General features: G+C 59.3%; 22 protein-coding genes. 12 read left to right on the top strand and 10 right to left on the bottom strand.

The features are described 5' to 3' along the window. Positions 1–101: 101 nt before the first annotated feature. Positions 102–779 carry a class I SAM-dependent methyltransferase gene (locus tag AC07OV_RS27620; RefSeq protein WP_495093384.1) on the bottom strand — a complete coding sequence of 226 codons (678 nt, stop codon included), beginning with the start codon at positions 777–779 and terminating at the stop codon, positions 102–104. Positions 780–901: 122 nt separating this feature from the next. Between AC07OV_RS27620 and AC07OV_RS27615 the strand changes: the two genes are divergently transcribed. Both AC07OV_RS27615 and AC07OV_RS27610 read left to right on the top strand, forming a co-directional pair. Next, positions 902–1447 carry a hypothetical protein gene (locus tag AC07OV_RS27615; protein WP_495093383.1) on the top strand — a complete coding sequence of 182 codons (546 nt, stop codon included), beginning with the start codon at positions 902–904 and terminating at the stop codon, positions 1445–1447. A gap of 56 nt (positions 1448–1503) precedes the next feature. Then, complete coding sequence (locus AC07OV_RS27610; RefSeq protein WP_495093391.1) at positions 1504–1974, top strand: GNAT family N-acetyltransferase; 471 nt, start codon at positions 1504–1506, stop codon at positions 1972–1974. Here AC07OV_RS27610 and AC07OV_RS27605 read toward each other — a convergent pair. The 3 genes from AC07OV_RS27605 to AC07OV_RS27595 all read right to left on the bottom strand — a co-directional run bounded on the left by AC07OV_RS27605 (position 1961) and on the right by AC07OV_RS27595 (position 3442). Beyond that, positions 1961–2386: a GNAT family N-acetyltransferase gene (locus tag AC07OV_RS27605; protein WP_495093382.1), complete on the bottom strand. Its 426-nt coding sequence runs from the start codon at positions 2384–2386 to the stop codon at positions 1961–1963. The genes AC07OV_RS27610 and AC07OV_RS27605 overlap by 14 nt on opposite strands. Continuing rightward, positions 2386–2877 (bottom strand): GNAT family N-acetyltransferase, encoded by a 492-nt coding sequence (locus tag AC07OV_RS27600; protein ID WP_495093381.1) that lies wholly within the window; start codon positions 2875–2877, stop codon positions 2386–2388. Before AC07OV_RS27600 ends, AC07OV_RS27605 begins: the two co-directional genes overlap by 1 nt. Before the next feature lie 271 nt (positions 2878–3148). Beyond that, entirely contained in the window at positions 3149–3442 is a 294-nt protein-coding gene (locus tag AC07OV_RS27595; RefSeq protein ID WP_495093380.1) for a fructose-bisphosphate aldolase, read from the bottom strand. 550 nt (positions 3443–3992) lie between these two features. On the opposite strand from AC07OV_RS27595, the gene AC07OV_RS27590 reads away from it, so the two are divergent. Then, complete coding sequence (locus tag AC07OV_RS27590) at positions 3993–5183, top strand: AAA family ATPase (protein WP_495093379.1); 1191 nt, start codon at positions 3993–3995, stop codon at positions 5181–5183. Positions 5184–5187: 4 nt separating this feature from the next. Further along, positions 5188–5865 (top strand): hypothetical protein, encoded by a 678-nt coding sequence (locus tag AC07OV_RS27585; protein WP_495093378.1) that lies wholly within the window; start codon positions 5188–5190, stop codon positions 5863–5865. 401 nt (positions 5866–6266) lie between these two features. On the opposite strand, the gene AC07OV_RS27580 is transcribed toward AC07OV_RS27585, so the two are convergent. Continuing rightward, positions 6267–7682, bottom strand: coding sequence for a purine-cytosine permease family protein (locus AC07OV_RS27580; RefSeq protein ID WP_495093377.1), 1416 nt, complete (start codon positions 7680–7682; stop codon positions 6267–6269). A gap of 218 nt (positions 7683–7900) precedes the next feature. On the opposite strand from AC07OV_RS27580, the gene AC07OV_RS27575 reads away from it, so the two are divergent. Continuing rightward, positions 7901–8812 (top strand): LysR substrate-binding domain-containing protein, encoded by a 912-nt coding sequence (locus AC07OV_RS27575; protein WP_010171799.1) that lies wholly within the window; start codon positions 7901–7903, stop codon positions 8810–8812. A gap of 318 nt (positions 8813–9130) precedes the next feature. Here the strand turns inward: AC07OV_RS27575 and argE are convergent, their stop codons facing one another. Genes argE through AC07OV_RS27555 form a run of 4 tightly spaced genes read right to left on the bottom strand, consistent with a single transcriptional unit; the run spans position 9131 to position 12728 of the window. Beyond that, a complete protein-coding gene (gene argE, locus AC07OV_RS27570) occupies positions 9131–10276 on the bottom strand; it encodes an acetylornithine deacetylase (protein ID WP_495093376.1) in 1146 nt (381 codons plus the stop codon). Further along, on the bottom strand, positions 10273–10950 hold the full coding sequence (locus AC07OV_RS27565; protein WP_495093375.1) for a DUF1028 domain-containing protein: 678 nt from the start codon (positions 10948–10950) through the stop codon (positions 10273–10275). Before AC07OV_RS27565 ends, argE begins: the two co-directional genes overlap by 4 nt. Before the next feature lie 11 nt (positions 10951–10961). Beyond that, the gene (locus tag AC07OV_RS27560; RefSeq protein WP_016969085.1) at positions 10962–11372 is read right to left on the bottom strand and encodes a RidA family protein; all 411 of its coding nucleotides are present in this window, start codon (positions 11370–11372) and stop codon (positions 10962–10964) included. Positions 11373–11396: 24 nt separating this feature from the next. Continuing rightward, entirely contained in the window at positions 11397–12728 is a 1332-nt protein-coding gene (locus AC07OV_RS27555; RefSeq protein ID WP_495093374.1) for a flavin-containing monooxygenase, read from the bottom strand. A gap of 195 nt (positions 12729–12923) precedes the next feature. Here AC07OV_RS27555 and AC07OV_RS27550 point away from each other — a divergent pair, with 195 nt between their 5' ends. The 6 genes from AC07OV_RS27550 to AC07OV_RS27525 all read left to right on the top strand — a co-directional run bounded on the left by AC07OV_RS27550 (position 12924) and on the right by AC07OV_RS27525 (position 19294). Further along, positions 12924–13721: a helix-turn-helix domain-containing protein gene (locus tag AC07OV_RS27550; RefSeq protein WP_495093390.1), complete on the top strand. Its 798-nt coding sequence runs from the start codon at positions 12924–12926 to the stop codon at positions 13719–13721. A 46-nt stretch (positions 13722–13767) separates the two neighbouring features. Continuing rightward, positions 13768–15150, top strand: a complete 1383-nt coding sequence (locus tag AC07OV_RS27545) for an aspartate aminotransferase family protein (protein WP_495093373.1) — start codon at positions 13768–13770, stop codon at positions 15148–15150. Between the two features lie 118 nt (positions 15151–15268). After that, a complete protein-coding gene (locus tag AC07OV_RS27540; RefSeq protein WP_495093372.1) occupies positions 15269–16648 on the top strand; it encodes an APC family permease in 1380 nt (459 codons plus the stop codon). A gap of 37 nt (positions 16649–16685) precedes the next feature. Next, positions 16686–18176, top strand: coding sequence for an aldehyde dehydrogenase (locus tag AC07OV_RS27535; RefSeq protein WP_495093371.1), 1491 nt, complete (start codon positions 16686–16688; stop codon positions 18174–18176). A 90-nt stretch (positions 18177–18266) separates the two neighbouring features. Further along, positions 18267–18701: a GNAT family N-acetyltransferase gene (locus AC07OV_RS27530; RefSeq protein WP_494998835.1), complete on the top strand. Its 435-nt coding sequence runs from the start codon at positions 18267–18269 to the stop codon at positions 18699–18701. A gap of 263 nt (positions 18702–18964) precedes the next feature. Next, positions 18965–19294, top strand: a complete 330-nt coding sequence (locus AC07OV_RS27525; RefSeq protein ID WP_494998836.1) for a DHCW motif cupin fold protein — start codon at positions 18965–18967, stop codon at positions 19292–19294. Positions 19295–19312: 18 nt separating this feature from the next. Here the strand turns inward: AC07OV_RS27525 and AC07OV_RS27520 are convergent, their stop codons facing one another. Beyond that, positions 19313–20221: a LysR family transcriptional regulator gene (locus AC07OV_RS27520; RefSeq protein WP_176995685.1), complete on the bottom strand. Its 909-nt coding sequence runs from the start codon at positions 20219–20221 to the stop codon at positions 19313–19315. A gap of 117 nt (positions 20222–20338) precedes the next feature. On the opposite strand from AC07OV_RS27520, the gene AC07OV_RS27515 reads away from it, so the two are divergent. Further along, entirely contained in the window at positions 20339–21559 is a 1221-nt protein-coding gene (locus AC07OV_RS27515; protein ID WP_495093370.1) for a cation:dicarboxylate symporter family transporter, read from the top strand. Positions 21560–21590 lie beyond the last annotated feature (31 nt).

Genomic DNA, 21590 nt, shown 5'->3' with positions numbered 1-21590 from the left:
TCGCGCCGCGGACGACGCAGTTCCCCCTGAAAAAAACACGGCGCCCGGGCTGGGGCGACGCGTTCCATCAGGTGGGGCGCAGCGCGGGGCAAGCCCGCTCACTACAAGGGTTTGTGGGCGATCCAGCCCTTGAAGCTGAAGCCAGCGTAGAACAGCTCCACGCCTTCGAACCCGGCCTCAACTAGCAAGGCCGCATCCGCCTCGGGCGACAACACCGGCAACTTCTCACTGATCGCCGCTATCGCTCGCTCGGCATCCGCCGCCGGCACACCTGAATCCACCGCAAACGCGGCGTAGCGCTTCAACCACCGGGCTTTCTCATCTGACGCCTGGGGGAAGCTGTGGTGCGCCACAATCAAAGGCGCCCCAGGCCGCAAGCGTTGCCATAACGCTTTGAGCGTCTGCAGGCGCTCCTCGGCCGGGATGAAGTGCAGGGTCAGCAGGCACGTGGCTCCATCGAACGGGCCCGCTGGCGCCGTGTCGATGTACCCTTCATGCAACTGCGCGCGTTCCAACAAGGGCCCCAACGTCGCATGCGCCAGCTTCAACATCTCTGCCGACGGGTCCACCCCCACAAAACGCCAACCCGGTTCGGCCTCAGCAAACCGCTTCAACTCCAACCCGCCGCCAGCCCCCAGCACCAGCACATTGCCCGTGGCCGGCACGCTTTCGCGCAGCAGCAACGTGGTCATGCGTTGCAGGCCTTCAAAGCCCGGCACCAGGCGCACAGGGCCTTCGGCGTAACGGGCAACGGCATCGGGGTCGGAAAAAAAGCTCATGGCGGGCTCCTGGACGGTGGACGAGGCGACAACCCTACTGCGGCAAACCAGCAGTGGCAATTGCCTCAAGGAATCAGGGATCATGTCGATATGATCTCATCGCTCACAAGGACCGTCACTCGATGAAACTGCTGAAACTCGCCGCCGTCTTGACCCTGCCACTGCTCGGCGCCTGTTCCTCGGACTACCACTACAAGAATTACCAGGGCGATTGGGCCCCGGAAAAACTGCACCCCGTCGACCTCTCCAACAACGCCCCCGACGCCGCATTGGTGTACTTCGACACGTGGCGCGAGCGTGAGCTGGGCATTCCGTTCCACCGCTTGGTGCTGGCCTTCGAAGTGGACGGCGTCAAGCTGCCCGGCGCCGGGCGCACGTCGATCCTCAACGTCACCGGCGAACAGGCGCTGAAACTCAGCCCCGGCAAACACTCGCTGCGTTGGTGCAACGTGTCGATGAATGCCCTGGGCACCGGCGGCGCGTTCTGCAACAACGGCGCCGACGACGTCGACTTCAAGCCCGGCCAGCGTTATGTGGTGACCTTCCGCCTGACCGCCAGTACCAAGGGCGTTGGCCCTAACTACAGTACCGAATACCGCACCTATTCGAGCATCCGCAACCTGGACACCCAGGAAGTCATCTTCCCCGTACCGGGGCAGCAGGGTTGAGCGCCGTGATCCGCCAGGCCGCCCCCCGGGACGCCCTGTGCATCGGTGTGCTGGGCATGCAGGTGTTCCTCGACACCTACGCCACCGAAGGCATTCGCTGCGCGATTGCCAAAGAGGCCCTGCACGCCTTTGCACCCGAGTCCATCGCCCAACTGATCGATCAGCCCGGCACATTGTTGCTGGTGGCAGAAGTGAACAACCATCTGGTGGGGTTCGCCCAGCTCACACTTAACGCCCGCCACTCGATGATCGAGGCCGGTGACGTTGCCGAGTTGCAGCGGTTGTACATCCAGGAGCGCTTCACGGGGCAGCGCATTGGCCAGCAGTTGCTCGACGCGGCGGAACAGCAAGCGGCTGCGGGCGGGGCTTCGCTGCTATGGGCGACCGTGTGGGTGGGGAATGAACGGGCGCTGGGTTTTTACCCCCGGCGCGGGTATCTGGAGCTGGGTTCGCCCACTTATACATTTCAAGGGGAAACCCACGAGAACCGGCTGTTTGGCAAAACCCTGGGCGCTACAACGGCTTAGACAGAAACACCCGGCAACTGCCCTGCGGCTCACAAGGAACCTCGCCAAACCGCACCCAGCCGTGCTTCTCGTAAAACCCCGGCGCCTGGAAACTTAAGGTGTACAACACCGCATTGCGGCAACCCCGGCGCCGGGCTTCGTCTTCAAACGCCTGCAGCAATTGGCTGCCCAGGCCTGAACCACGCAGGGATTCGGGCAGGTGGAACAGGTCGAGAAACGCCGTGCCCAAGGTGGTCTTGCCGGTGATGCCGCCGAGGGTTTGCTGGGTGACGGGGTCTTTGATCAGTACCGTCAGCAAGCGCCGGTCGTTGTAACCGGCGACTGCCTCATTGAACGTCGCCAACCCGCTGCCCAGGAGTTGCTCGGCTTCGGCGTTGGGTTGGTCACTGATTTCAATCTGCGGCGCCGGCATCAAAGGCTTCTCACCATCTCATGCCACGCCATCCCTCCATGATCCGACGGCGACGGCTGCACGTAGTCATACCCCATGCGCTCATACAGCGGCACATGCTGCTCCTTGCACATCAAATGAATCGTCTGCTTGCCCATGTCACGCATGCGCTGCACAAACTCGGTCATCAACACCTTGGAATAACCCTTACCCTGCTGCGCCGGGTCGACCACTACCGACATGATCACCACATTCGGCGCCTCGGGCGAATGGCCCACCAGTTCCTTGAAGGCCTCATCCGACATCACCACGTCAAACGCGCAACCGCAGTTGATGAAGCCCACCACCACGCCATCGGCTTCCAGGATCAGAAAGCCCTGCGGGTACTGCGAGATACGGGTGGCGATCTTCTCCAGCGTTGCGGCTTCGTCGCCTTCGTAGGCGCTGATTTCGATTTCAAAGCAACGGGCGGCGTCGGCGGGCAGGGCATTGCGGAAGGTGAGGGCGGGCATGGGTATTTCCTGGGGTGTTAAGCGAAAGGCCACATCATAGGCATCAAGCCAGATCACTGCCAGCCATGCCACCGCTTTCGCGGCCTCGCTAAAGCTCGACGGCTCCCACATTTCTTGATCGCCCGCTGGCCTCCTGTGGGAGCTGACGAGCCCAGGCGAGGCTGCGAAGGCGGCAGCCCAGGCACCACAAATCTCCCCTCAAATCCAAATATCCCGGTTACCAAAAACCAGAAAACCCGCCAAAGCGGGTTTCCTAACAGCTCAAATCACATCAACCCACGACAGGCGAATCAAACCCCCGCCGCTCAATCACCGAAAACACATCCGCCACATCCTGGACCATTATCCGGGCGGTATTAGCGACGGTATTGATATCGTGCTCGGCGTAGTCGGAGACGTTGGAACAGGCCATCAGATGCAGGTAGGCCAGGGCGGCGTTCAGGCGTTCACTGGCCCAGGCGTGCAGTTCGCTGAGTGGGGCGTCGCTGTCGATCAGCAAAACGGGGTAGTCGGTTGCGGTTTGGGACATGGGGGTGAAGCGGCGGGGCGGATTTTGATTGGTCATAAGGTTCGATTCTATTTTGGGTAAAAAGAACGGCCACCTTGCTGCTGCGAAACAGATTGGGTGGCAACTGTGCGCGGGTTCGCAGACCAGGAAGAATCACCCCCGGCAGACCCGAAGGTCTCCCACGCACAGCCGCCATAAAGCGAGACGCAGGCGGGCTCCGCCTGAGGGTCTGATGACTGTGCAGGTTGATTCTATTTTGGTAGGGCTGCGAAACCCTGTCGCAGACCGAGGTTGGCGACGGGGCGAACTATAAACTGCAGACTATATGTTCGCAACGCCGTACTCGATGCGGCAAAATTAGATCAGCCTGATTTGATAATAAAGGTTTATAAGTTTGCCGCTTTATGATAATAGGTTTGATGCTGGCTCACTAGCAGAGCATGTTATGTGAAAATTTGTGATCAAAGAAAAGTGAAAGCCTTAGCGGGAGGGAATGTAAAGCAGGCTCGACGTATTATCAAATTAAAGTGGTTGGTGTTTTTATTGTTTTATATGGGCTGAAAGCTTGTGGGGTGTTAATTGTGTTTTATTGTTTGGGAGATCTAATGTGTCTGACTTGATTTATATAAAATCGTTTTCTGTGAAGTCTATTAAGAATGTTAAGGAAGTGTCTGTATTTTTAGGTGATGAGAGGTCTCATTTAATAATTACTGGGAGGAATGGTAGTGGTAAAACATCTATATTGAAGGAGATACAGTGTGAGCTTGGTCTCTTAAAGACTACTAGTGGCAATGTTAATGTTATGCGGGCGCAAAGACGCGGGGTTGAACAGGAGTATTTAAAAAATCCCAATTCCAGTAATTTGGTTCAGTTGAATTTTTATAAGCAGTATGATTATGCTAACTTATCCATAGAGTTGTCGGGGGAGCTGGAGTTCCTAAGCGATGCTGGAGTGTGTGTTTTTTTTACCGCGAATCGTTCTCTAGAACCCAATATCCCGCAAACAATCACCGTGCCGACCCTTTCGTTGTCAAAGGCCAGTACTCCTGCGTTTAACTCTATGATATTGCAGCATCTAGTGAATCTAAAAGCTCAACGGGCTTTCGCTGGTGATGATGGGGATGATGAATCTGTTAAATATATTGATGATTGGTTTGAATCATTTCAAAATGCATTGTGCGAGGTCTTTGAGAGTGCCGAGCTTAAACTAAAGTTTAACAGGCAGGAGTTGAATTTTTCCATAGTTGAAGGTAGTAAAGAGTACTCGTTTAGCAATTTGTCTAGTGGGCAGTCTGCAATTTTAAGTATTTATGCTGAGCTTTTGCTGCGCGTTGATGCCGCAGCGAGGAATAATAGTAATGTTGGTGGGGTGGTTCTTATAGATGAACCTGAAACTCATCTGCATGCATCACTGCAAAAAAAGATATTACCCTTTTTGATAAATGCATTTCCGCATTTTCAGTTTGTCGTATCAACTCATTCTCCATTTGTTATTTCCTCTTTGAGTAATGCGAAGATTCTCAATCTTGAGGATGGTAAAGTCTATGAGGATTTTTCTAAGTTTTCTTATGAGGCTATTTTGGAGGAGTACATGCTTGTAGATAAGTATTCTTTTGATGTAAAAATGGAGGTGGAGCGTATTAAATTGTGCTTGAATCTTCAGGAGCTGCAAAAGGCTAAATCTCTACTGGCGAATTTAACTCAGAAGCTGGAGTCGTCAGGTTTTTCAATGCAGTCGTCCTCTGAGCTGGCGCTTGAATTGAGTTCTATAAATTTGGCCTTAAAAAATATCGAGTAATATCATGCAATACTTCCCAAAAACTTTACCTGGGCCTGAGGATGATCTGCTGTTGGAAAAGCAGAAAAATGCCGGAAGCTACCGTATTGAGTCGGTTCTCACACAGTTGAAATCTGATTTTTTTAATAGGTGCTATTTGTGTGAGGATTCGCCACAGTCCGTGAATGTTGAGCATTTAATGTCTCATAAAGGAAATAGAGATTTAAAATTTGCCTGGGGTAATCTTTTTTGGTCTTGCGGTCATTGCAATAACATAAAAGGTGATGTGCATGATGAGATTTTGAATTGTACAACTGATGCCGCTGTTGAGGGTAAGTTGGATTATGTTTTTTCGACTTTTCCGTCCGAGGACGTTGTAATAATAAACCTACATGGTGGGGCTGAGACGGATCTAACTGTTGCTCTTCTTCATAAGATTTATAATGGGACGACAGTTTTAAAAAGGATAGAGTCAAGTGAGTTGCGTAAAAAGGTTTCTCGCAGTCTTCTTGAATTGAATGACTTGGTGCTTAAATTTGAAGAGGCAGAGGGAGATCAAGCATTTCGTATGTTTCTTGGTGAGTCAATAAAAGCGAAAGTAAGGTCGTGCGCCAGGTTTTCCTCCTTTTCTCGTGCGCATCTAAGGCGATATCAGATTTCTCTAAGGAAGTTAAGGGCTGAGATATCAGATTTTCCGATCTGAAATTAAGTAATTTAATTTTGGTTGGGTGACTGGAGTTCATCGCTTCGGATTTTATTGTGGGGCAGCTTTATGATCCAGTTGAGAAATGACAATATAATAGTTTCTTGGCAAATCCTAATTCGGATCAAAAAGGTCTTGATATGGAGCTTGCGTAAGTTTATTCGAGGTTTGATTTTTTCTTGATTTATGTGGGGTGGTGCGGTTTTTATTGAGTTATGGGTGCTTTTGATTTAATTGGTTTTTTAGAAAGTATAGTGACAGTAAGTTGATGTGGGTGTGTCCTTTAGGGTTCTAGAAAGGCTAATTTTTTCCAGTCTGCCAAATAGCACCTCCCGGATTACGTAAAATCCTTGTTTAGGGCGGTGCTAAAGGCTTTTATGTTGCGGATGCGTTTGAAACTCTCAAACCCCACCCACCAACTTCCCCCCCTCCATCCGGCGCTTATAAGCACTGTCCCGACTCGCCAACCAGAAATACAACGGCGACGTCACCACCAACCCCACCACCCACGACAAATCCGCGCCGTTAATGTGTGCCGAGATCGGCCCCACATACAGCGGCGTGTTCATGAACGGAATCTGCACCGCAATCCCCACCGCATACGCCAGCAGCGCCTGAGGGTTGTACTTACCATAGATCCCGCCATCCACGCGGAAGATCGAGGCGATGTCGTATTTACCTTTGTGGATCGCATAGAAGTCGATCAGGTTGATCGCCGTCCACGGCACCAATACCACCAGCAGCACCAGCACCATGTCGACGAAGTGGCCGATGAAGTCCTTGGAGGCGAACACCGCGGCAATGGCGCAGGCCGCCAGCACCAGGGTGGAGATTACCGCGCGGCTCTTGGCCGTGGGGATCCAGCGGTAGGCGAAGGTCTGGATCAGGGTGATGATCGACAGCACGGCGCCGTACAGGTTGAGGGCGTTGTGGCTGATCACGCTGAGCAAGAACAGCACCAGCATCAGCGGGCCGATGGCGCCGGTGGCGAGTTTGACGGCGTCCATGGTGTCCATGCCCACGGGCGTGGCGAGCACGGCGACGGCGCCGAAGATGAAGGCCAGGCTGGAGCCCAGGGCAGAGCCCAGGTAGGTGGTCCAGAAGGTCGACGCCACCGGTACGTCGGCTGGCAGGTAGCGGGAGTAGTCCGACACGTAGGGGGCGAAGGCGATTTGCCAAAGGGCCGCCAACGACACGGTCGCCAACCAGCCGGAGATGTTGAATTCGCCGCGGGTCAGAAAGTCGGTGGTCTGTACGTGGGTGAAGATGTAGCCGAAGCCCAGCACGATGCCGGCGCCGAGCACCCAGGTGCCAATGCGGTTGAGCACGTGGATAAAGCGGTAGCCGATGATGCCGATGATGCCCGAGCCAATGGCGCCGATCACAATGCCCACGGGCACCGGCACGCTGTCGACCACGCCGTGCAGGGACTTACCCGCCAGCACGATGTTGGAGGCGAAGAAACCGATGTACATGACGCCGGCGATCACCACCACCAGCAAGGCGCCGAGGGAGCCGAACTGGGCGCGGCTCTGGATCATCTGCGGGATGCCCATTTGCGGGCCTTGGGCCGAGTGCAAGGCCATCAGCACGCCGCCGACCAGGTGGCCGACGAGGATCGCGACGATGCCCCACAGCAGGTTCAGGTGGAACAGTTGCACACCCAGTGCACCGGTGACGATCGGCAGCGGCGCGATGTTGCCGCCGAACCACAGGGTGAACAGGTCTCTTACCTTTCCATGGCGATCTTCCGGGGGCACGTATCCTATCGTGTGTTTTTCGATGAGCGGGGCGGAGGATGTTGCAGTGGTAACCATGACGAGCTCCAAGGCAAGGTGAGTACGTTGACGTACTTCGCTGTGCGCCGCACGGGCGGGCGCTTTGTTGTTGGAGTGATCATCTGCAATGGGCGCAGGGAGGTAAATTAGTAAGTTTGTTGCTATAGACCTTAAAAAATATAGCTCGCGCGTGAGCGTGCTCCGGTATGTTGCCTACCTGTGTCTATGGGCGAAGTCCCGCGTTTCTGGAGGTCCCGATGGCTGCCTACAACCTGCGCCAACTCAGATATTTCGTCACCACGGCCGAGTGCGGCAGCGTCGCCGAGGCCTCGCGCAAGCTCTACATCGCGCAGCCGTCTGTCTCCACCGCGATCAAGCAGCTGGAGGACAGCTTTGGCGTGCAGCTGTTTATCCGCCATCACGCCCAGGGTGTGTCGCTGACGCCCAGCGGCGCGCGGTTTTATCGCAAGGCGCTGGAGCTGTTGCGGGTGGCCCACGAATTCGAGCAGAACGCCCTGGCCGACAATGATGTGGTGGCCGGGCAGATCGATATCGGTTGCTTTGAAACCGTTGCGCCGTTGTACCTGCCGCGTCTGATCGCCGGGTTCAAGGCGCTCTGGCCGGGGGTGGAAATTCGCATCCGCGACGGCGAGCAGCAGGAGCTGGTGCAGGCGCTGACGGCGGGCAGTATCGACGTGGCGATGCTGTTCGAGCACGACCTGGGCGGCACCATCGAAACCACGCCGCTGATGCCGCCGCAGCAACCTTACGCGCTGCTGCCGGCCGATCACCGCTTTGCGCAGCAGGCCAAGGTCTCGCTGGCGGACCTGGTGCTGGAACCGATGATCTTGCTCGACGTGCTGCCCAGCCGCACCTACTTCGTGAGCATCTTTGAAGAGCGCGGGCTGACGCCGAACATCGTGTTCAGCTCGCCGTCCATCGAAATGGTGCGGGGGATGGTGGGACGGGGGTTCGGGTTTTCGATCCTGGTGACCAAGCCGTTCACCGAGTACACCTACGATGGGCAGAAGGTGGTGTGTGTACCGCTGGCCGAAACCGTGACCGGCTCCGGCTTGTCGGCCGTGTGGCTACGTCGCGCGCCGCTGACCAAGCCAGTGCAGCTGTTTGTGGATTACTGCCGCGAAGAGCTCGCAAGACTCCTGGGTTAAACACAGCGCAAAAATGTGGGAGCGGGCTTGCCCGCGATAGCGGTGGATCTGTTAGCACATTTGCCAACTGACCTATCGCCATCGCGGGCAAGCCCAGCTCCCACAGAGTTTTGCATTGGGTGAGGGGCCGGTGTTCGGCTTAGGAGGGTGCAGCTGTTTGTGGATTTTTGCCGGGAGAACTGACAAGACTTCTGGGCTAACACAAATCCCCTGTAGGAGCTGGCTTGCCAGCGATAGCGGTACACCAGCCGACCACTGTGCTGGCTGATGCACCGCCATCGCCGGCAAGCCGGCTCCTACAAGGGGGCGTCTAACACGTTACGTGCGGATCGAGTCCAGCATCCTTTGCAGCATGGCATCACAAGCTGCCAGCTGTTCCACCCTCACAAACTCATCCGGCTTGTGCCCCTGGTCCATGCTTCCGGGCCCGCACACCACCGTGGGAATGCCCTTGGCGTCAAACAACCCGCCTTCGGTGCCAAACGCTACGGTGCCAAACTCCCGCGAGCCGGAGAACGCCGCGATCAATTCCGCCGCCTGGCTGCGCTCGTCAGTGACCAAACCGGGGTATGCCGACAATTCGGTAAAACGAATCGCACTCTGCGCGCTCACCGCCTGCATGCGCGGCAACACGTGCTGCTCGGCGTACGCCTTCAGTTCAATCGCCACTTCGTCTGGATCCTGGGACGGCAACGCCCGCACCTCGAAATCAAACCGGCAATCCGCCGGCACGATGTTCAAGGCCTTGCCGCCGCTGATCACCCCGGTCTGCACGGTGCTGAACGGTGGATCAAACCGCGCATCTTGGGTGTCTCGCAGTCGTTGCCCAATCCGCCCCAGTTCACCGATCAACTCGGCGGCATGCTCAATCGCATTCACGCCATAAGGCGCGTACGCCGAATGGCACGCCTCGCCATGCACGTCGCAACGCATAGCCAGCTTGCCCTTGTGACCCAGCACGGGTTTGAGCTCGGTCGGTTCGCCGATGATGCACAGCATCGGTTTCACCGGCCGTTGCTCCAGTACGCTGAGCAACGAACGTACACCCAGGCAACCGACTTCCTCGTCATACGACAGCGCGATATGCACCGGCAGGCGCAAAGTCGCCTCGACCAACGCCGGCACCAGCGCCAGTACGCAGGCGATGTAGCCCTTCATGTCCGCTGTGCCACGGCCAAACAGCTTGCCGTCGCGCTCGGTCAGCTCGAAGGGCGGCAGCGTCCACGGCTGCCCGTCCACCGGCACCACGTCGGTATGCCCCGATAGCACAATCCCCGGCAATTCAACCGGGCCAATACTGGCGAACAGGTTAGCCTTGCTGCGTTCCTCGTTGTAGATCAGCTCGCTGACCACACCGAACTCGGCCAGGTAATCGCGTACGAACTCGATCAACTGCAGGTTCGACTCGCGGCTGGTGGTGTCGAACCCCACCAGCGTTTGCAGCAGTTGGCGGCTGCGGCTCATCGGTCGTCTCCGGCCACGCCGTAGCCCGGGGAGCGATCAGGGGCGAGGGCGCGGTCGATGTAGTCCTGCACTTGCGGGCAGTAGGCGTCCCAGAGTTTTTGCAGCGCGGCGATGGGCTGTTCATCGGCCCAATCCACCCGCAGGTTGATGATCGGCCAGGTCAGTTCACCCACCACCACCAGCGCCGCCGAGTGCACCGGGCCGGCTTCGCCACCGGCGGCGATGGCCGCGTGCATCGCGGCCAACAGGCGATCCGCCAATTGGCCTTCGCCGCTTTCAAACGCCGTGACCATGGCCTCGATCACCGCGCGGTCGGCGAGCATATTGCCCGCCGCCACACACTGCTCACCGGAAACCGCATGGTGGGTGCCCAGGGTTTCACTGCCGCTGAAATGCACGGTGCGGCCCAGGTGATCAATCGCCGTCAGTTGCCGGTATTGGCTGTAGCCGTTGCTCGTAAATGCTTTATCGATGGCCTCGGTCGGGGCCAGGCCCTGTTCCAGCAAATCGAGTACGTCCGGGCCCAGGGCCGGCAGGGTGATGTTCTGGGTCGACACCGCGCCCACGCCGGGCCGCAGCCATGGGCAGCGGGCGCCCACGGCAATGCTCGATGAGCTGATGGCAATGCCCAACTGGCCGGTCTCGGCGCAACGGGCGACGATTGAAAAGGTCATGGTGGCGCTCCTTATTCGGGAATAACCGCGATCACATCAATTTCCATCAGCCACTGCGGCTGGCCGAGGGCCGACACCACCAGCCCGGTGGAGATCGGGAACACGCCCTTGAGCCACTTGCCGACTTCCTGGTACACCGGCTCGCGGTAGCGCGGGTCGATCAGGTAGGTGGTGGTCTTGACGATGTGCGACAGGTCGGAACCGGCTTCTTCCAGCAGTTGCTTGACGTTTTTCATCGCCTGTTCGGCCTGGGCACGCGGGTCGCCGAGGCCGATCAGGTTGCCCTCGAAATCAGTGCCCACCTGGCCGCGCACATACACGGTGTTGCCGGCGCGCACGGCCTGGCACAGGTCGTTGTCCAGGCTCTGGTTAGGGTAGGTTTCCTTGGTGTTGAACATGCGGATGCGAGTGTGAGTAGGCATCAAAAAAACTCCGGCAATAGGTGATCAGGCGCTGACAGGGGACTGGCGAACCACCGGGGCGGCTTCGCGGTATTCAAGGTATTGGCGCTGGATGGCGATGTGGTCGGCCACGTATTTGGCGTCGTGCCACACCCCCCAGATAAACGACGAGCCACGGCGCGACTGCCACGGCAAACCGAGGAAGTAGATCCCGGCCTCAGTGGAAACCCCGCGCTGGTGCGCGGGCTTGCCGGCGGCGTCGAAGGCATCGACTTTCAGCCAGCTGTAGTCCACGGCAAAGCCGGTGGCCCAGATGATCGAAGTAATGCCGGCCGCGGCCAGGTCCAGCTCAAGGATCGGCTGCTTGATGCACTCGGCGTCGGGGAACACGCGGCGCGCTTCGGGTTCCAGCGGCAGGTCCAGGCCGTTGCGTTCTATGTAGGCATCGGCCGCATCCAGCAGGGCCAGGTAGTTCTCATCGCCACGGGCCAGGTTGTCCACCAGGTTCGGCTGGAACGTGGCGACGCTGCCGTTGAAGGCCTGGGTGAGGCCGACCAGGGTCATGCCTTGCTGCGCCAGCTCACGGAAGTCGATGGTCTTGCCGCCGTGGGCACCGCTGACCGCGATGGTCACGTGTTCACGCCCCGGCTTCATGGCCGCTTGGTCCCATTCGCCCAGCACACCAAGCCACCAGCAGAAGTCGCGGTTGCGGTAGGCGCGAGGCGGGCGGTCGTGGGCGCCGACCGACAGGTACACCTGGCGCCCGGAACGCTGCAGTTCATCGGCAATCTGCACGCCGGACGAACCAGCCCCCACCACCAGCACGGCACCGGCTGGCAGTTGCGCCGGGTTGCGGTAGTCGGCGGAGTGGATCTGGTGCAGCGCCGTGTCTTTGGGGGCGATGGCCGGGATCACCGGCTTCTGGAACGGCCCGGTTGCCGCGACGACGCGGTTGGCTTCAATCACGCCTTCGCTGGTGTGCACGGTAAAGCCTGGGCGGCCCACATTGCGCACCACGGAGGTGACGTCCACACCGGTACGAATCGGCGCGTTGAATTTGCGTGCATAGGCTTCGAAGTAATCCGCGACGCGTTCTTTGGGCGCAAACGCATCGTCGGCGACGTCATCGAAGTGCAGGCCCGGAAAACGGTCATGCCAGGCCGGGCCGTTCGCCACCAGCGAATCCCAGCGCCCGGTGCGCCAGCGCTCGGCAATGCGGCTGCGCTCCAGTACCAGGTGTGGCACACCTTGCTTGCTCAAGTGCTCGCTCATGGCCACGCCAGCCTGACCGGCTCCCACGACGAGGGTGTCTATTTTTGTTATTGCTTGGGTCATGTGTCTGTCCTTGCGTAATGCAGTTGGATTCAGCTTGGGCATGACTTCAAGGCTAGGGGGAGGGCGGTTTTTAATAAAATATTATTAAGCTGGGAAGTGAGCATAAATATCGAATGCAGGCTCACCCTATCGGGTGATTTCGACGAGGAGGCAGGTGTGTGACCATTCTCGCAGTCCCTTGAGCGAGTCTTCGAAGTGGAAAACGACCGGCTTTCTTCCGCGCAGTGGTTTGAACAGATGGCCCGGGTCACCGAGAGCATCGGGCAAGCGGGTTTCGCGGCCACTCTGTTCGAGGCCCTCGGTTACCTGCAACCGATCCAGGCCACGACACTGTATTGGTACCCGCGTGACGGCATGCCCAGCGCCTTGTTCGAGCTGGACGGGCCGTGGCTGCCCCAGGGCAACGTGCGCCAATACTTGTCCGGGTTCTATCTGCTCGACCCGTTCTACGGCGCCTGCGTCGAGGGCGTCAGCTCGGGCTGCTATGCCCTGGCCGACGTCGCCCCCGACCACTTCGAACTCAGCGAGTACTTCCAGTCGTTCTACCGGCACTCTCACCTGGAGGATGAACTCAACTACCTCCTGCAGTCGGGCAATGGCTCCAGCCTGGCGGTGTCGCTGGCGTTCACCCAGAAGCTCGACGCCGCCACCACTGAGCAGTTCAAGCGCATCACGCCGTGGCTGCTGGCCGTGCTGGGCAAGCACTTTGTGGGCTTGGACGCCCAGGGCGCGCGGTTTGCCAATGAGTTGGAGCAGCGCATTCACTCGGCGCTGAACAACTTTGGCTCGTCGATCCTGACCGAACGTGAATGCAGGATCGCCCAGTTGATCCTGCGCGGCCATTCCACCCGTTCGCTGGCCGAGCGCCTCGAAGTCTCGGAAGACACGATCAAGTCCCACCGCAAACACATCTACACCAAGCTCGATATCGGCGCGCAGTCGGAGCTGTTTGCCCTGTTTATCGACTCGCTCGCCGAAGCCCAGGGCGTGCTGAGCAAAGACCCCCTTGAAAGCTACATGAGCAAGCACCGCTGAGCGGCGTTGCTCCCCCTTGCGTCATCACTAATAAGAGAGAACCTCCATGAATCTACCCGCCCAGCTGAACCGTCGCACCGAGGATTACCAGGCGTCCGATGCGGCCCACCACATCCACGCTTTCGTTGATCAAAAAGCGCTGAACGCCGAAGGCCCGCGTGTGATGGTGCGGGGCGAGGGCCTGTACCTGTGGGACAGTGAAGGCAAGCGTTACCTGGACGGCATGTCGGGCCTGTGGTGCACGCAACTGGGCTATGGCCGCAAGGACCTGACCGCTGCCGCCGCCGCGCAGATGGACCAACTGGCCTACTACAACATGTTCTTCCACACCACCCACCCGGCGGTGGTCGAGTTGTCGGAACTGCTGTTCAGCCTGCTGCCGGCTCACTACAGCCACGTGATCTACACCAACTCCGGCTCCGAGGCCAACGAGGTGCTGATCCGCACCGTGCGCCGCTACTGGCAGGTGGAGGGCCAGCCACAGAAGAAAATCATGATTGGCCGCTGGAACGGCTATCACGGTTCTACCCTGGCGGCTTCTGCGTTGGGCGGCATGAAGTTCATGCACGATATGGGTGGCCTGATTCCGGATGTCGCGCACATCGACGAGCCTTATTGGTACGCCCAGGGCGGTGACCTGACGCCGGCCGAGTTCGGTCGCCGCTGCGCGCTGCAGCTGGAAGAAAAGATCCTTGAACTGGGCGCTGAAAACGTCGCGGGCTTTATCGCCGAGCCGTTCCAGGGTGCAGGCGGCATGATCTTCCCGCCGGAAAGCTACTGGCCCGAGATCCAGCGCATCTGCCGTCAATACGACGTGTTGCTGTGTGCCGACGAGGTGATCGGGGGCTTTGGGCGCACCGGCGAGTGGTTCGCCCACCAGCACTTCGGTTTCGAGCCCGACACCTTGTCGATCGCCAAGGGCCTGACCTCCGGCTACCTGCCCATGGGCGGCCTGGTGCTGAGCACACGCATCGCCGATGCGCTGGTGGAGCGGGGCGGGGTGTTCGCCCACGGGCTGACCTATTCCGGGCACCCGGTGGCGGCAGCGGTGGCGCTGGCCAACCTCAAGGCCCTGCGCGATGAAGGCATCGTGCGCCAGGTGAAGGACGACACCGGGCCGTACCTGCAAAAGATCCTGCGCGAGGTGTTCGGCAACCACCCGATGATCGGCGAGATCCAGGGCACCGGCCTGCTTGCCGCCTTGCAGTTTGCCGAAGACAAAAGCACCCGCAAACGCTTCGCCAACGAAAACGACCTGGCCTGGCAGTGCCGCACCTTCGGCTTCGAAGAGGGCGTGATCATTCGCTCGACCCTTGGCCGCATGATCATGGCCCCGGCCCTGGTGGCCACCCGTGCGGAGCTGGATGAACTGGTCGACAAGACCCGCATCGCGGTGGACCGCACCGCACGGATCGCGGGAAAACGCTGATGTGACCCGCTCACCCCTCCACGCAGAGGGGTGAGTGATCGCCTTCCGACAGCGCTTGAACGGCATCGATCTCATCGCATGCCGCGACCCCCTGCATGCCGATTTCCAGGAGTCACCCATGACGACAATAAAAAACGTGGCCGATACCCCCTCTCATCCTGCGTCCGCTGCACCTTCTAGCGGCCGACACTTCCGCCAGCCGCTGGGTCTGGTCGGGCTGATCCTGTTCGGCCTGGCCTACATGGTCCCGCTGGCGGTGTTCACCACTTATGGTCTGGTCACCCAGATGACCCGTGGGCACTTGCCGACCGCCTATATGCTGACCCTGGCGGCGATGTTGCTGACCGCCTACAGCTACGGGCGCATGGTCCAGGCCCATCCCTATTCGGGCTCGGTCTACTCCTACACCCGCAAGGCGTTCGGCGCGTGCTTCGGCTTTATCGCCGGGTGGACGCTGTTGCTCGACTACATCTTCCTGCCGCTGCTCAGTTACCTGCTGATCGGCATCTACCTGTCCGAATACTTCCCCGGCGTGCCGACGGCCGTGTGGGTGCTCGGCTCGATTGCCCTGGTAACAGGGCTCAACCTGGTGGGCATCGAATCGATCACCCGGGTCAACTGGGTGCTGATCGTGGCCCAGCTGGTGTTCATCGTGGTGTTCGTGGCGTTGTCAGTGCACAACCTGAACGAGCAAGCGGCACCGGTTTCGCTGTTTGCGCCGTTCCACCATGAAGGCTTCAGCGCGCCGCTGATCATGGCGGGGGCGGCGGTGTTGTGCCTGTCGTTCCTGGGTTTTGATGCGGTGTCGACCATGGCCGAGGAAACCCCCAACCCGCGCCGCACCATCCCGCAGGCCATCCTGCTGGTGTCGTTGATTGGCGGCTTGTTGTTCCTGCTGGTCTCGTATTTTGCCCAGATGGTATTTCCCGAGTGGAACAGCTTCGCCGACCCCGATTCCGCCTCGGTCGACGTGATGCGCCGCGTCGGCGGGGAAATGCTGGTGACCGCCTTTACCGCCACCTACGTCGCCGGCTGTTTTGCCTCGGCGATGGTGTCCCAGGCCAGCGTGTCGCGGGTGCTGTTTGCCATGGGCCGTGACGGCGCATTACCTCGGGTACTCGGCAAGCTGGTGACGAAAAAGCGCGTGCCGGCCACGGCGATTGTGCTGGTCAGCCTGTTTTCGTTGATTGCCTTGTTCATCACCCTGGACACCGTGGCCAACATGATCAGCTTCGGCGCGCTGTTCGCGTTCTCGGCGGTGAACCTGGCGGTGATCAAGCATTACCTGGTCGACCAGAAATTGCGTGGCCTGCGTAACTACCTGTTGTACGCCGCGCTGCCGGCCCTGGGGTTTCTCAGCACGATCTGGTTGTGGACCAGCCTGTCGAGCATGTCCTTCACCATCGGCCTGTGCTGGATGGGCCTGGGGCTGCTTTGCCTGCTGGGGATCACCCGGGGCTTGAGCGTGAAGATGCCCGAATTGCAGGTCGCTGAATAACCCTTCTTATCCCTCCGAAATCCATTGGGAGCACACCGTGTTCGATCTTGATTACTGGCAACAGCGTGTTGCCCGCCAGACCTATGTCAACACCGCCTTGATCGGAGGCCGCGCCGTGAGCGCGGCCTGCGGGGCGACCTTCGACGCCATCAACCCCGCCACCCACCAGTTGCTCTCACGGGTGGCCGCCTGTGGCGAAATGGAAGTCGACCTGGCTGTACGCAGCGCACGCCAGGCCTTTGAAACCGGTCCTTGGCGGCGCATGGCGCCGGCGGAACGCAAGAAAATCCTCATCAAGCTGTCTGAGTTGCTGATGACCCATCGCGAAGAACTGGCGCTGCTCGATTCGCTGAACATGGGCAAGCCGGTGATGGACGCCTATAACATCGACGTGCCCGGTGCGGCTCATGTGTTTGCCTGGTATGGCGAGGCACTCGACAAGCTCTACGATCAAGTCGCGCCCACGGCCCACAACGCGCTGGCAACCATTACCCGTGAAGCTCTCGGTGTGGTGGCGGCCGTGGTGCCGTGGAATTTCCCGCTGGACATGGCCGCGTGGAAGCTGGCCCCGGCCTTGGCGGCCGGCAACAGCGTGGTGCTCAAGCCCGCCGAGCAGTCGCCGTTTTCTGCGTTGCGCCTGGCCCAGCTCGCCCTCGAAGCGGGTATCCCCGAAGGCGTGCTCAATGTGGTGCCCGGCCTCGGCGAAAGCGCCGGCAAGGCCCTGGGGCTGCACCCTGATGTGGATTGCCTGGTGTTTACCGGCTCCACGCAGGTGGGCAAATACTTCATGCAGTATTCCGCGCAGTCGAACCTGAAGCAGGTGTGGCTGGAGTGCGGTGGCAAAAGCCCGAACCTGGTGTTCGAGGACTGCCAGGATCTGGACCTGGCAGCGGAGAAGGCCGCCTTCGGGATTTTCTTCAACCAGGGCGAGGTGTGTTCGGCCAACTCGCGGCTGTATGTGCAACGTTCCATCCATGACGAGTTCGTCGAACGCGTGATTGCCAAGTCCCGCGCGTGGATGCCCGGCGACCCCCTCGACCCGCGCAGTGCTGCCGGCGCCATCGTCGACCGTGGGCAAACCGCGTATATCCTGCAGGCCATCGAACAGGCCCAGGGCGAGGGCGCCCGGCTCTTGTGTGGCGGGCAGCAGTTGACGATCAACGGCTCGTCAAACTTTATCCAGCCTACCGTGTTCGGCGACGTGACCTCGGACATGGCGCTTGCCCGTGACGAGGTGTTCGGCCCGGTGCTCGCCATCAGTGCCTTCGACACGGAGGAGCAGGCGATCCAGCACGCCAACGAGAGCCTCTATGGCCTGGCGGCGTCGGTGTGGAGCGACGACCTCAACCGCGCACACCGCGTTGCCCGTGCCCTCAAGGTCGGTACGGTGTCGGTCAATACCGTCGACGCGCTGGATGTGACGGTGCCCTTTGGTGGCGGCAAACAGTCCGGGTTTGGGCGGGACCTGTCGTTGCACTCGTTTGATAAATATACGCAGCTGAAAACCACCTGGTTCCAGTTGCGTTGATTCAAGCGCTCATCCGGTCGTGCATTCCTGGGTGCACGACTGCTGCCGGTGCAGGCACACTGGGCCCTCACTCAGAGGGCTTTCAGGACCATGGTCAACATTCGCGTGATGAGCACTGCCGACTACGACGCGGTGCTCGAACTGATGCAAGACACCCCCGGTATCTCACTGCGCGACGCCGATTCCCGCGAGGCCACCGAGCGTTACCTGGCGCGCAACCCGGGCATGAGTTTTGTGGCGCAAGACAGCGGCCGGTTGGTGGCCTGCGTGATGTGCGGCCACGATGGCCGTCGCGGTTATTTGCAGCACCTGCTGGTGCTGCCGGCGTACCGCCGCCAGGGCATCGCCCAGGCCTTGGTGCAACGTTGTCTTACGGAGCTTGAGCAACTGGGCATCCACAAATGCCACCTCGACGTGTTCAAGACCAACACAGACGCGGCCCGCTATTGGCAAGGGCAGGGCTGGACACTGCGCACGGATATCGACCGTTATTCATTCACCCGGGCGGGAAATGAAAACGCCTGAATCAGGGTTCCCTGTGGGCGCTGGCTTGCCTGCGAAGGCGGTGGCACGGCTGAAACAGATGTTGCCTGAACCACCGCTATCGCTGGCAAGCCAGCTCCTACAGGGGCTTTGTGGTGCCAGCTACGGCTCGCATCGATGAAGGCAAGGGCGGCAGGATAACGAAGGCGTAGGCCTGTATCCCACAAAAGCAGCCAATCTGTGTCTACCGCCCAACCGGGCAGGCCGTTAGTTTCACGTCACGTTAACTGACGACCGAGTACATCATGGATCTCACTGCTGTTGCGTTTGGCACCACCGATTGGTCAACCCTCGAAGCACAGCTTCACCCCGGCACCACGGGCAGTGCCTTATGGCGGACCTGCCACTTCGGCACCACCCGCGTGCGCATGGTGGAATACACCCCGGGCTACCTGGCGGATCACTGGTGCTGGAGAGGGCATGTCCTGTTGTGCCTCGAAGGCGAGTTGCACACGGAGCTGGAGGACGGTCGACAGTTCGTCCTCACACCTGGGATGAGTTATCAGGTGGGCAATGACATGGAAGGGCATCGCTCGTCGACGCCTGTTGGCGCGAAGCTGTTTATCGTGGATTGAAACGCAGATAAAAGCGCTTCATGCCTTTCGATAGATCCCACTCAATTCCCGCGCCAGCTCGATGAAGTTTTGCAGCGGTGCTGACGGGTTGAAGGTACGGCGCACCAGCGTGATCGGCGCCAGCAACTTCGGCCGGGCGTCCTTGATCCGGCAGTACACCACGCTTTCGCGGTGCACATCGCGCATGGAGGCGGGCACCACCGAGATGCCTTCGCCGGCCGCCACCAGGCTGACGTTGGTCAGCATGCGTTCCACTTCAAAGGCGATCCTGGGTTCGAAGCCGGCGTTCTGGCAGGCCTTGATCAGGTTGGCGTACATGCCCGGCGCGCCGGGGCGGCGGACCAGGATGAAGCGCTCGTCCTTGAGGGCGACCAGGGGGATGGCCGTGTCGTTCAGCAGCGGGTGGCCGGTGGGCAGTGCGAGCAGCATTTCTTCGTTGAGCAGGCGGTGAAAGGTCAGGCTTTGGTGGGTGCTGACCGGTGCGCGGAGGATACCGATGTCGAGGCGTTTTTCGATGCTGTCCTCGGTCACTTCCTGGGCGCTGCCTTCGTTGATCGACAGCTCCACGCCGGGGTAACGCTCGCGATAGGCACGGATGATGCGCGGGATCAGCGGGTGGGCGGCGGCGGAGCTGGTGAAGCCGATCATCAGCGTGCCTTCGATGCCTTGTGCGGCGCGAGAAGCCTTGAGCGAGCCGTGCTCGACCCGAGCCAGGATCACTCGGGCCTCCTCCAGAAACACCAGGCCGCCGGCCGTGAGGTCGACGCCCTTGGGGTGGCGCTTGAACAGGTCGAAGCCCAGCTCTTTTTCAAGGGCGCGGATCTGTTGGCTGAGGGGCGGTTGCTGCATGTTCAGGCGCGCAGCGGCACGGGTGAAATGTCGCTCTTCGGCCACCATGATGAAATAACGTAAATGGCGAAGTTCCATGGTGGTATATCCCGTGACAAGACTTTATTATTTGCGGCCTGCAGCGGCCAGGCGGTCAATATGCCGAAAGCGGCGGATGCCGACAATAACAATAAGTAAAAACATGCCGGAGTGCCGATGTTCACCCGATATACCCAGAATGGAACCTTGCCGATTCTGATTGCTATCGCACTGGGCATGACGTTGGGCCTGGCGTATCCGGACCTGGCAATCGAGATGAAAGTGCTCAGTGACGCGTTCATCAAGTTGGTCGGTTTATTGATGCCGTTCTTGCTGTTTGTGCTGGTGTCCACCGGTGTGGCCGGGATCAAGCGCGAACCCCATCACCGTTATGTGGTGCGGCGGATCATCGTGTATTTCCAATTGGTGTCCTGCGCCGCGCTGATGGTGGGCATGGCAACCGGCTGGGTGTTCAACCTGGAGCACAGCGCGTTGCCGACGCCATCATTACCGGCTGAAGGCTTCCTGCACGAACTGTCGCTGTTGTCGGCGTCTTCCACGCTGTATCACGTGTTTGCCCAAAGCCTGGTGCTGCAGGTGATGTGTGTCGCTATTGTCTGCGGGTTGCTGCTGGGGCGGGGCAGCCGGGTGGGCAACCGCTGCCTGGGCTGGCTGGAAAGCGGCGTACAAGGCCTGTTTTTGGTACTGCGGATTATCTTGAAATTTGCCCCTTTGGCAGCCTTTGGGGCGATGGCATTTGTGGTGGGTAAATACGGCGTTAGTTCGGTATTGCCCTTATTGAAGTTTGTGGTGGTTATTTATCTGGTCAGTGCGTTATTTGTGATTGTGGTATTTGCCGCAATAACGCGTTGGGTCGGCGTTAAGTTATCCAGCCTGATTGTTTATTTAAAAGAAGAGTTGTTGTTGGTGACATTCACCGGCTCTTCCGTGGCTGCGCTTCCGGGGTGCGTGAATAAACTCGAAGCTCTGGGTTGCGACCGCCAATTGGTACGCCTGGTGTTGACCACCGGCTACACCTTCAACCTGGCGGGCACCAACCTCTACCTGACCACCGCGATCATGTTCCTCGCCCACCTGGCCGGTGTGGAAATGGCCATGCCGCAATTGCTCGCGGTGCTGGTGATCTGCCTGATCACCTCGTTGAGCTCCACCAGCGTGGCGGGCTCGGCGCTGTTCACCTTGATCGCGACCTTGAACATCCTGCAACTGGTGCCGCTGGAAGGCGTCGGGTTGTTGCTGGGCGTGGAGCGATTGATGAAGTGCCGCTCGTTGACCAATGTGCTCGGCAACTGCGTGGCATGCCTGGCGATCTGCGCGTGGCAACGATCAATTGACCGTGAAACCTTACACACCCAACTGACACACCACCCCCTGTAGGAGCCGGCTTGCCGGCGATTTGGCCCTCGGA

The sequence above is a fragment of the Pseudomonas sp. GW821-FHT09A09 genome, from assembly GCF_059418405.1.
Note: the sequence above shows the minus strand (reverse complement) of the source record. Positions and strands in the feature narration are given on the sequence as shown.

Excerpts from the sequence above, each read along its gene's own strand:
- AC07OV_RS27620 (WP_495093384.1), bottom strand. The coding sequence starts at position 779 with ATGAGCTTTTTTTCCGACCCCGATGCCGTTGCCCGTTACGCCGAAGGC.
- AC07OV_RS27595 (WP_495093380.1), bottom strand. The coding sequence starts at position 3,442 with ATGACCAATCAAAATCCGCCCCGCCGCTTCACCCCCATGTCCCAAACC.
- AC07OV_RS27605 (WP_495093382.1), bottom strand. The coding sequence starts at position 2,386 with ATGCCGGCGCCGCAGATTGAAATCAGTGACCAACCCAACGCCGAAGCC.
- AC07OV_RS27610 (WP_495093391.1), top strand. The coding sequence starts at position 1,504 with ATGCAGGTGTTCCTCGACACCTACGCCACCGAAGGCATTCGCTGCGCG.
- AC07OV_RS27525 (WP_494998836.1), top strand. The coding sequence starts at position 18,965 with ATGGATCTCACTGCTGTTGCGTTTGGCACCACCGATTGGTCAACCCTC.
- AC07OV_RS27585 (WP_495093378.1), top strand. The coding sequence starts at position 5,188 with ATGCAATACTTCCCAAAAACTTTACCTGGGCCTGAGGATGATCTGCTG.
- AC07OV_RS27540 (WP_495093372.1), top strand. The coding sequence starts at position 15,269 with ATGACGACAATAAAAAACGTGGCCGATACCCCCTCTCATCCTGCGTCC.
- AC07OV_RS27520 (WP_176995685.1), bottom strand. The coding sequence starts at position 20,221 with ATGGAACTTCGCCATTTACGTTATTTCATCATGGTGGCCGAAGAGCGA.
- AC07OV_RS27565 (WP_495093375.1), bottom strand. The coding sequence starts at position 10,950 with ATGACCTTTTCAATCGTCGCCCGTTGCGCCGAGACCGGCCAGTTGGGC.
- AC07OV_RS27600 (WP_495093381.1), bottom strand. The coding sequence starts at position 2,877 with ATGCCCGCCCTCACCTTCCGCAATGCCCTGCCCGCCGACGCCGCCCGT.
- AC07OV_RS27560 (WP_016969085.1), bottom strand. The coding sequence starts at position 11,372 with ATGCCTACTCACACTCGCATCCGCATGTTCAACACCAAGGAAACCTAC.
- AC07OV_RS27550 (WP_495093390.1), top strand. The coding sequence starts at position 12,924 with ATGGCCCGGGTCACCGAGAGCATCGGGCAAGCGGGTTTCGCGGCCACT.
- AC07OV_RS27555 (WP_495093374.1), bottom strand. The coding sequence starts at position 12,728 with ATGCCCAAGCTGAATCCAACTGCATTACGCAAGGACAGACACATGACC.
- AC07OV_RS27545 (WP_495093373.1), top strand. The coding sequence starts at position 13,768 with ATGAATCTACCCGCCCAGCTGAACCGTCGCACCGAGGATTACCAGGCG.
- argE (WP_495093376.1), bottom strand. The coding sequence starts at position 10,276 with ATGAGCCGCAGCCGCCAACTGCTGCAAACGCTGGTGGGGTTCGACACC.
- AC07OV_RS27530 (WP_494998835.1), top strand. The coding sequence starts at position 18,267 with ATGGTCAACATTCGCGTGATGAGCACTGCCGACTACGACGCGGTGCTC.
- AC07OV_RS27615 (WP_495093383.1), top strand. The coding sequence starts at position 902 with ATGAAACTGCTGAAACTCGCCGCCGTCTTGACCCTGCCACTGCTCGGC.
- AC07OV_RS27575 (WP_010171799.1), top strand. The coding sequence starts at position 7,901 with ATGGCTGCCTACAACCTGCGCCAACTCAGATATTTCGTCACCACGGCC.
- AC07OV_RS27515 (WP_495093370.1), top strand. The coding sequence starts at position 20,339 with ATGTTCACCCGATATACCCAGAATGGAACCTTGCCGATTCTGATTGCT.
- AC07OV_RS27580 (WP_495093377.1), bottom strand. The coding sequence starts at position 7,682 with ATGGTTACCACTGCAACATCCTCCGCCCCGCTCATCGAAAAACACACG.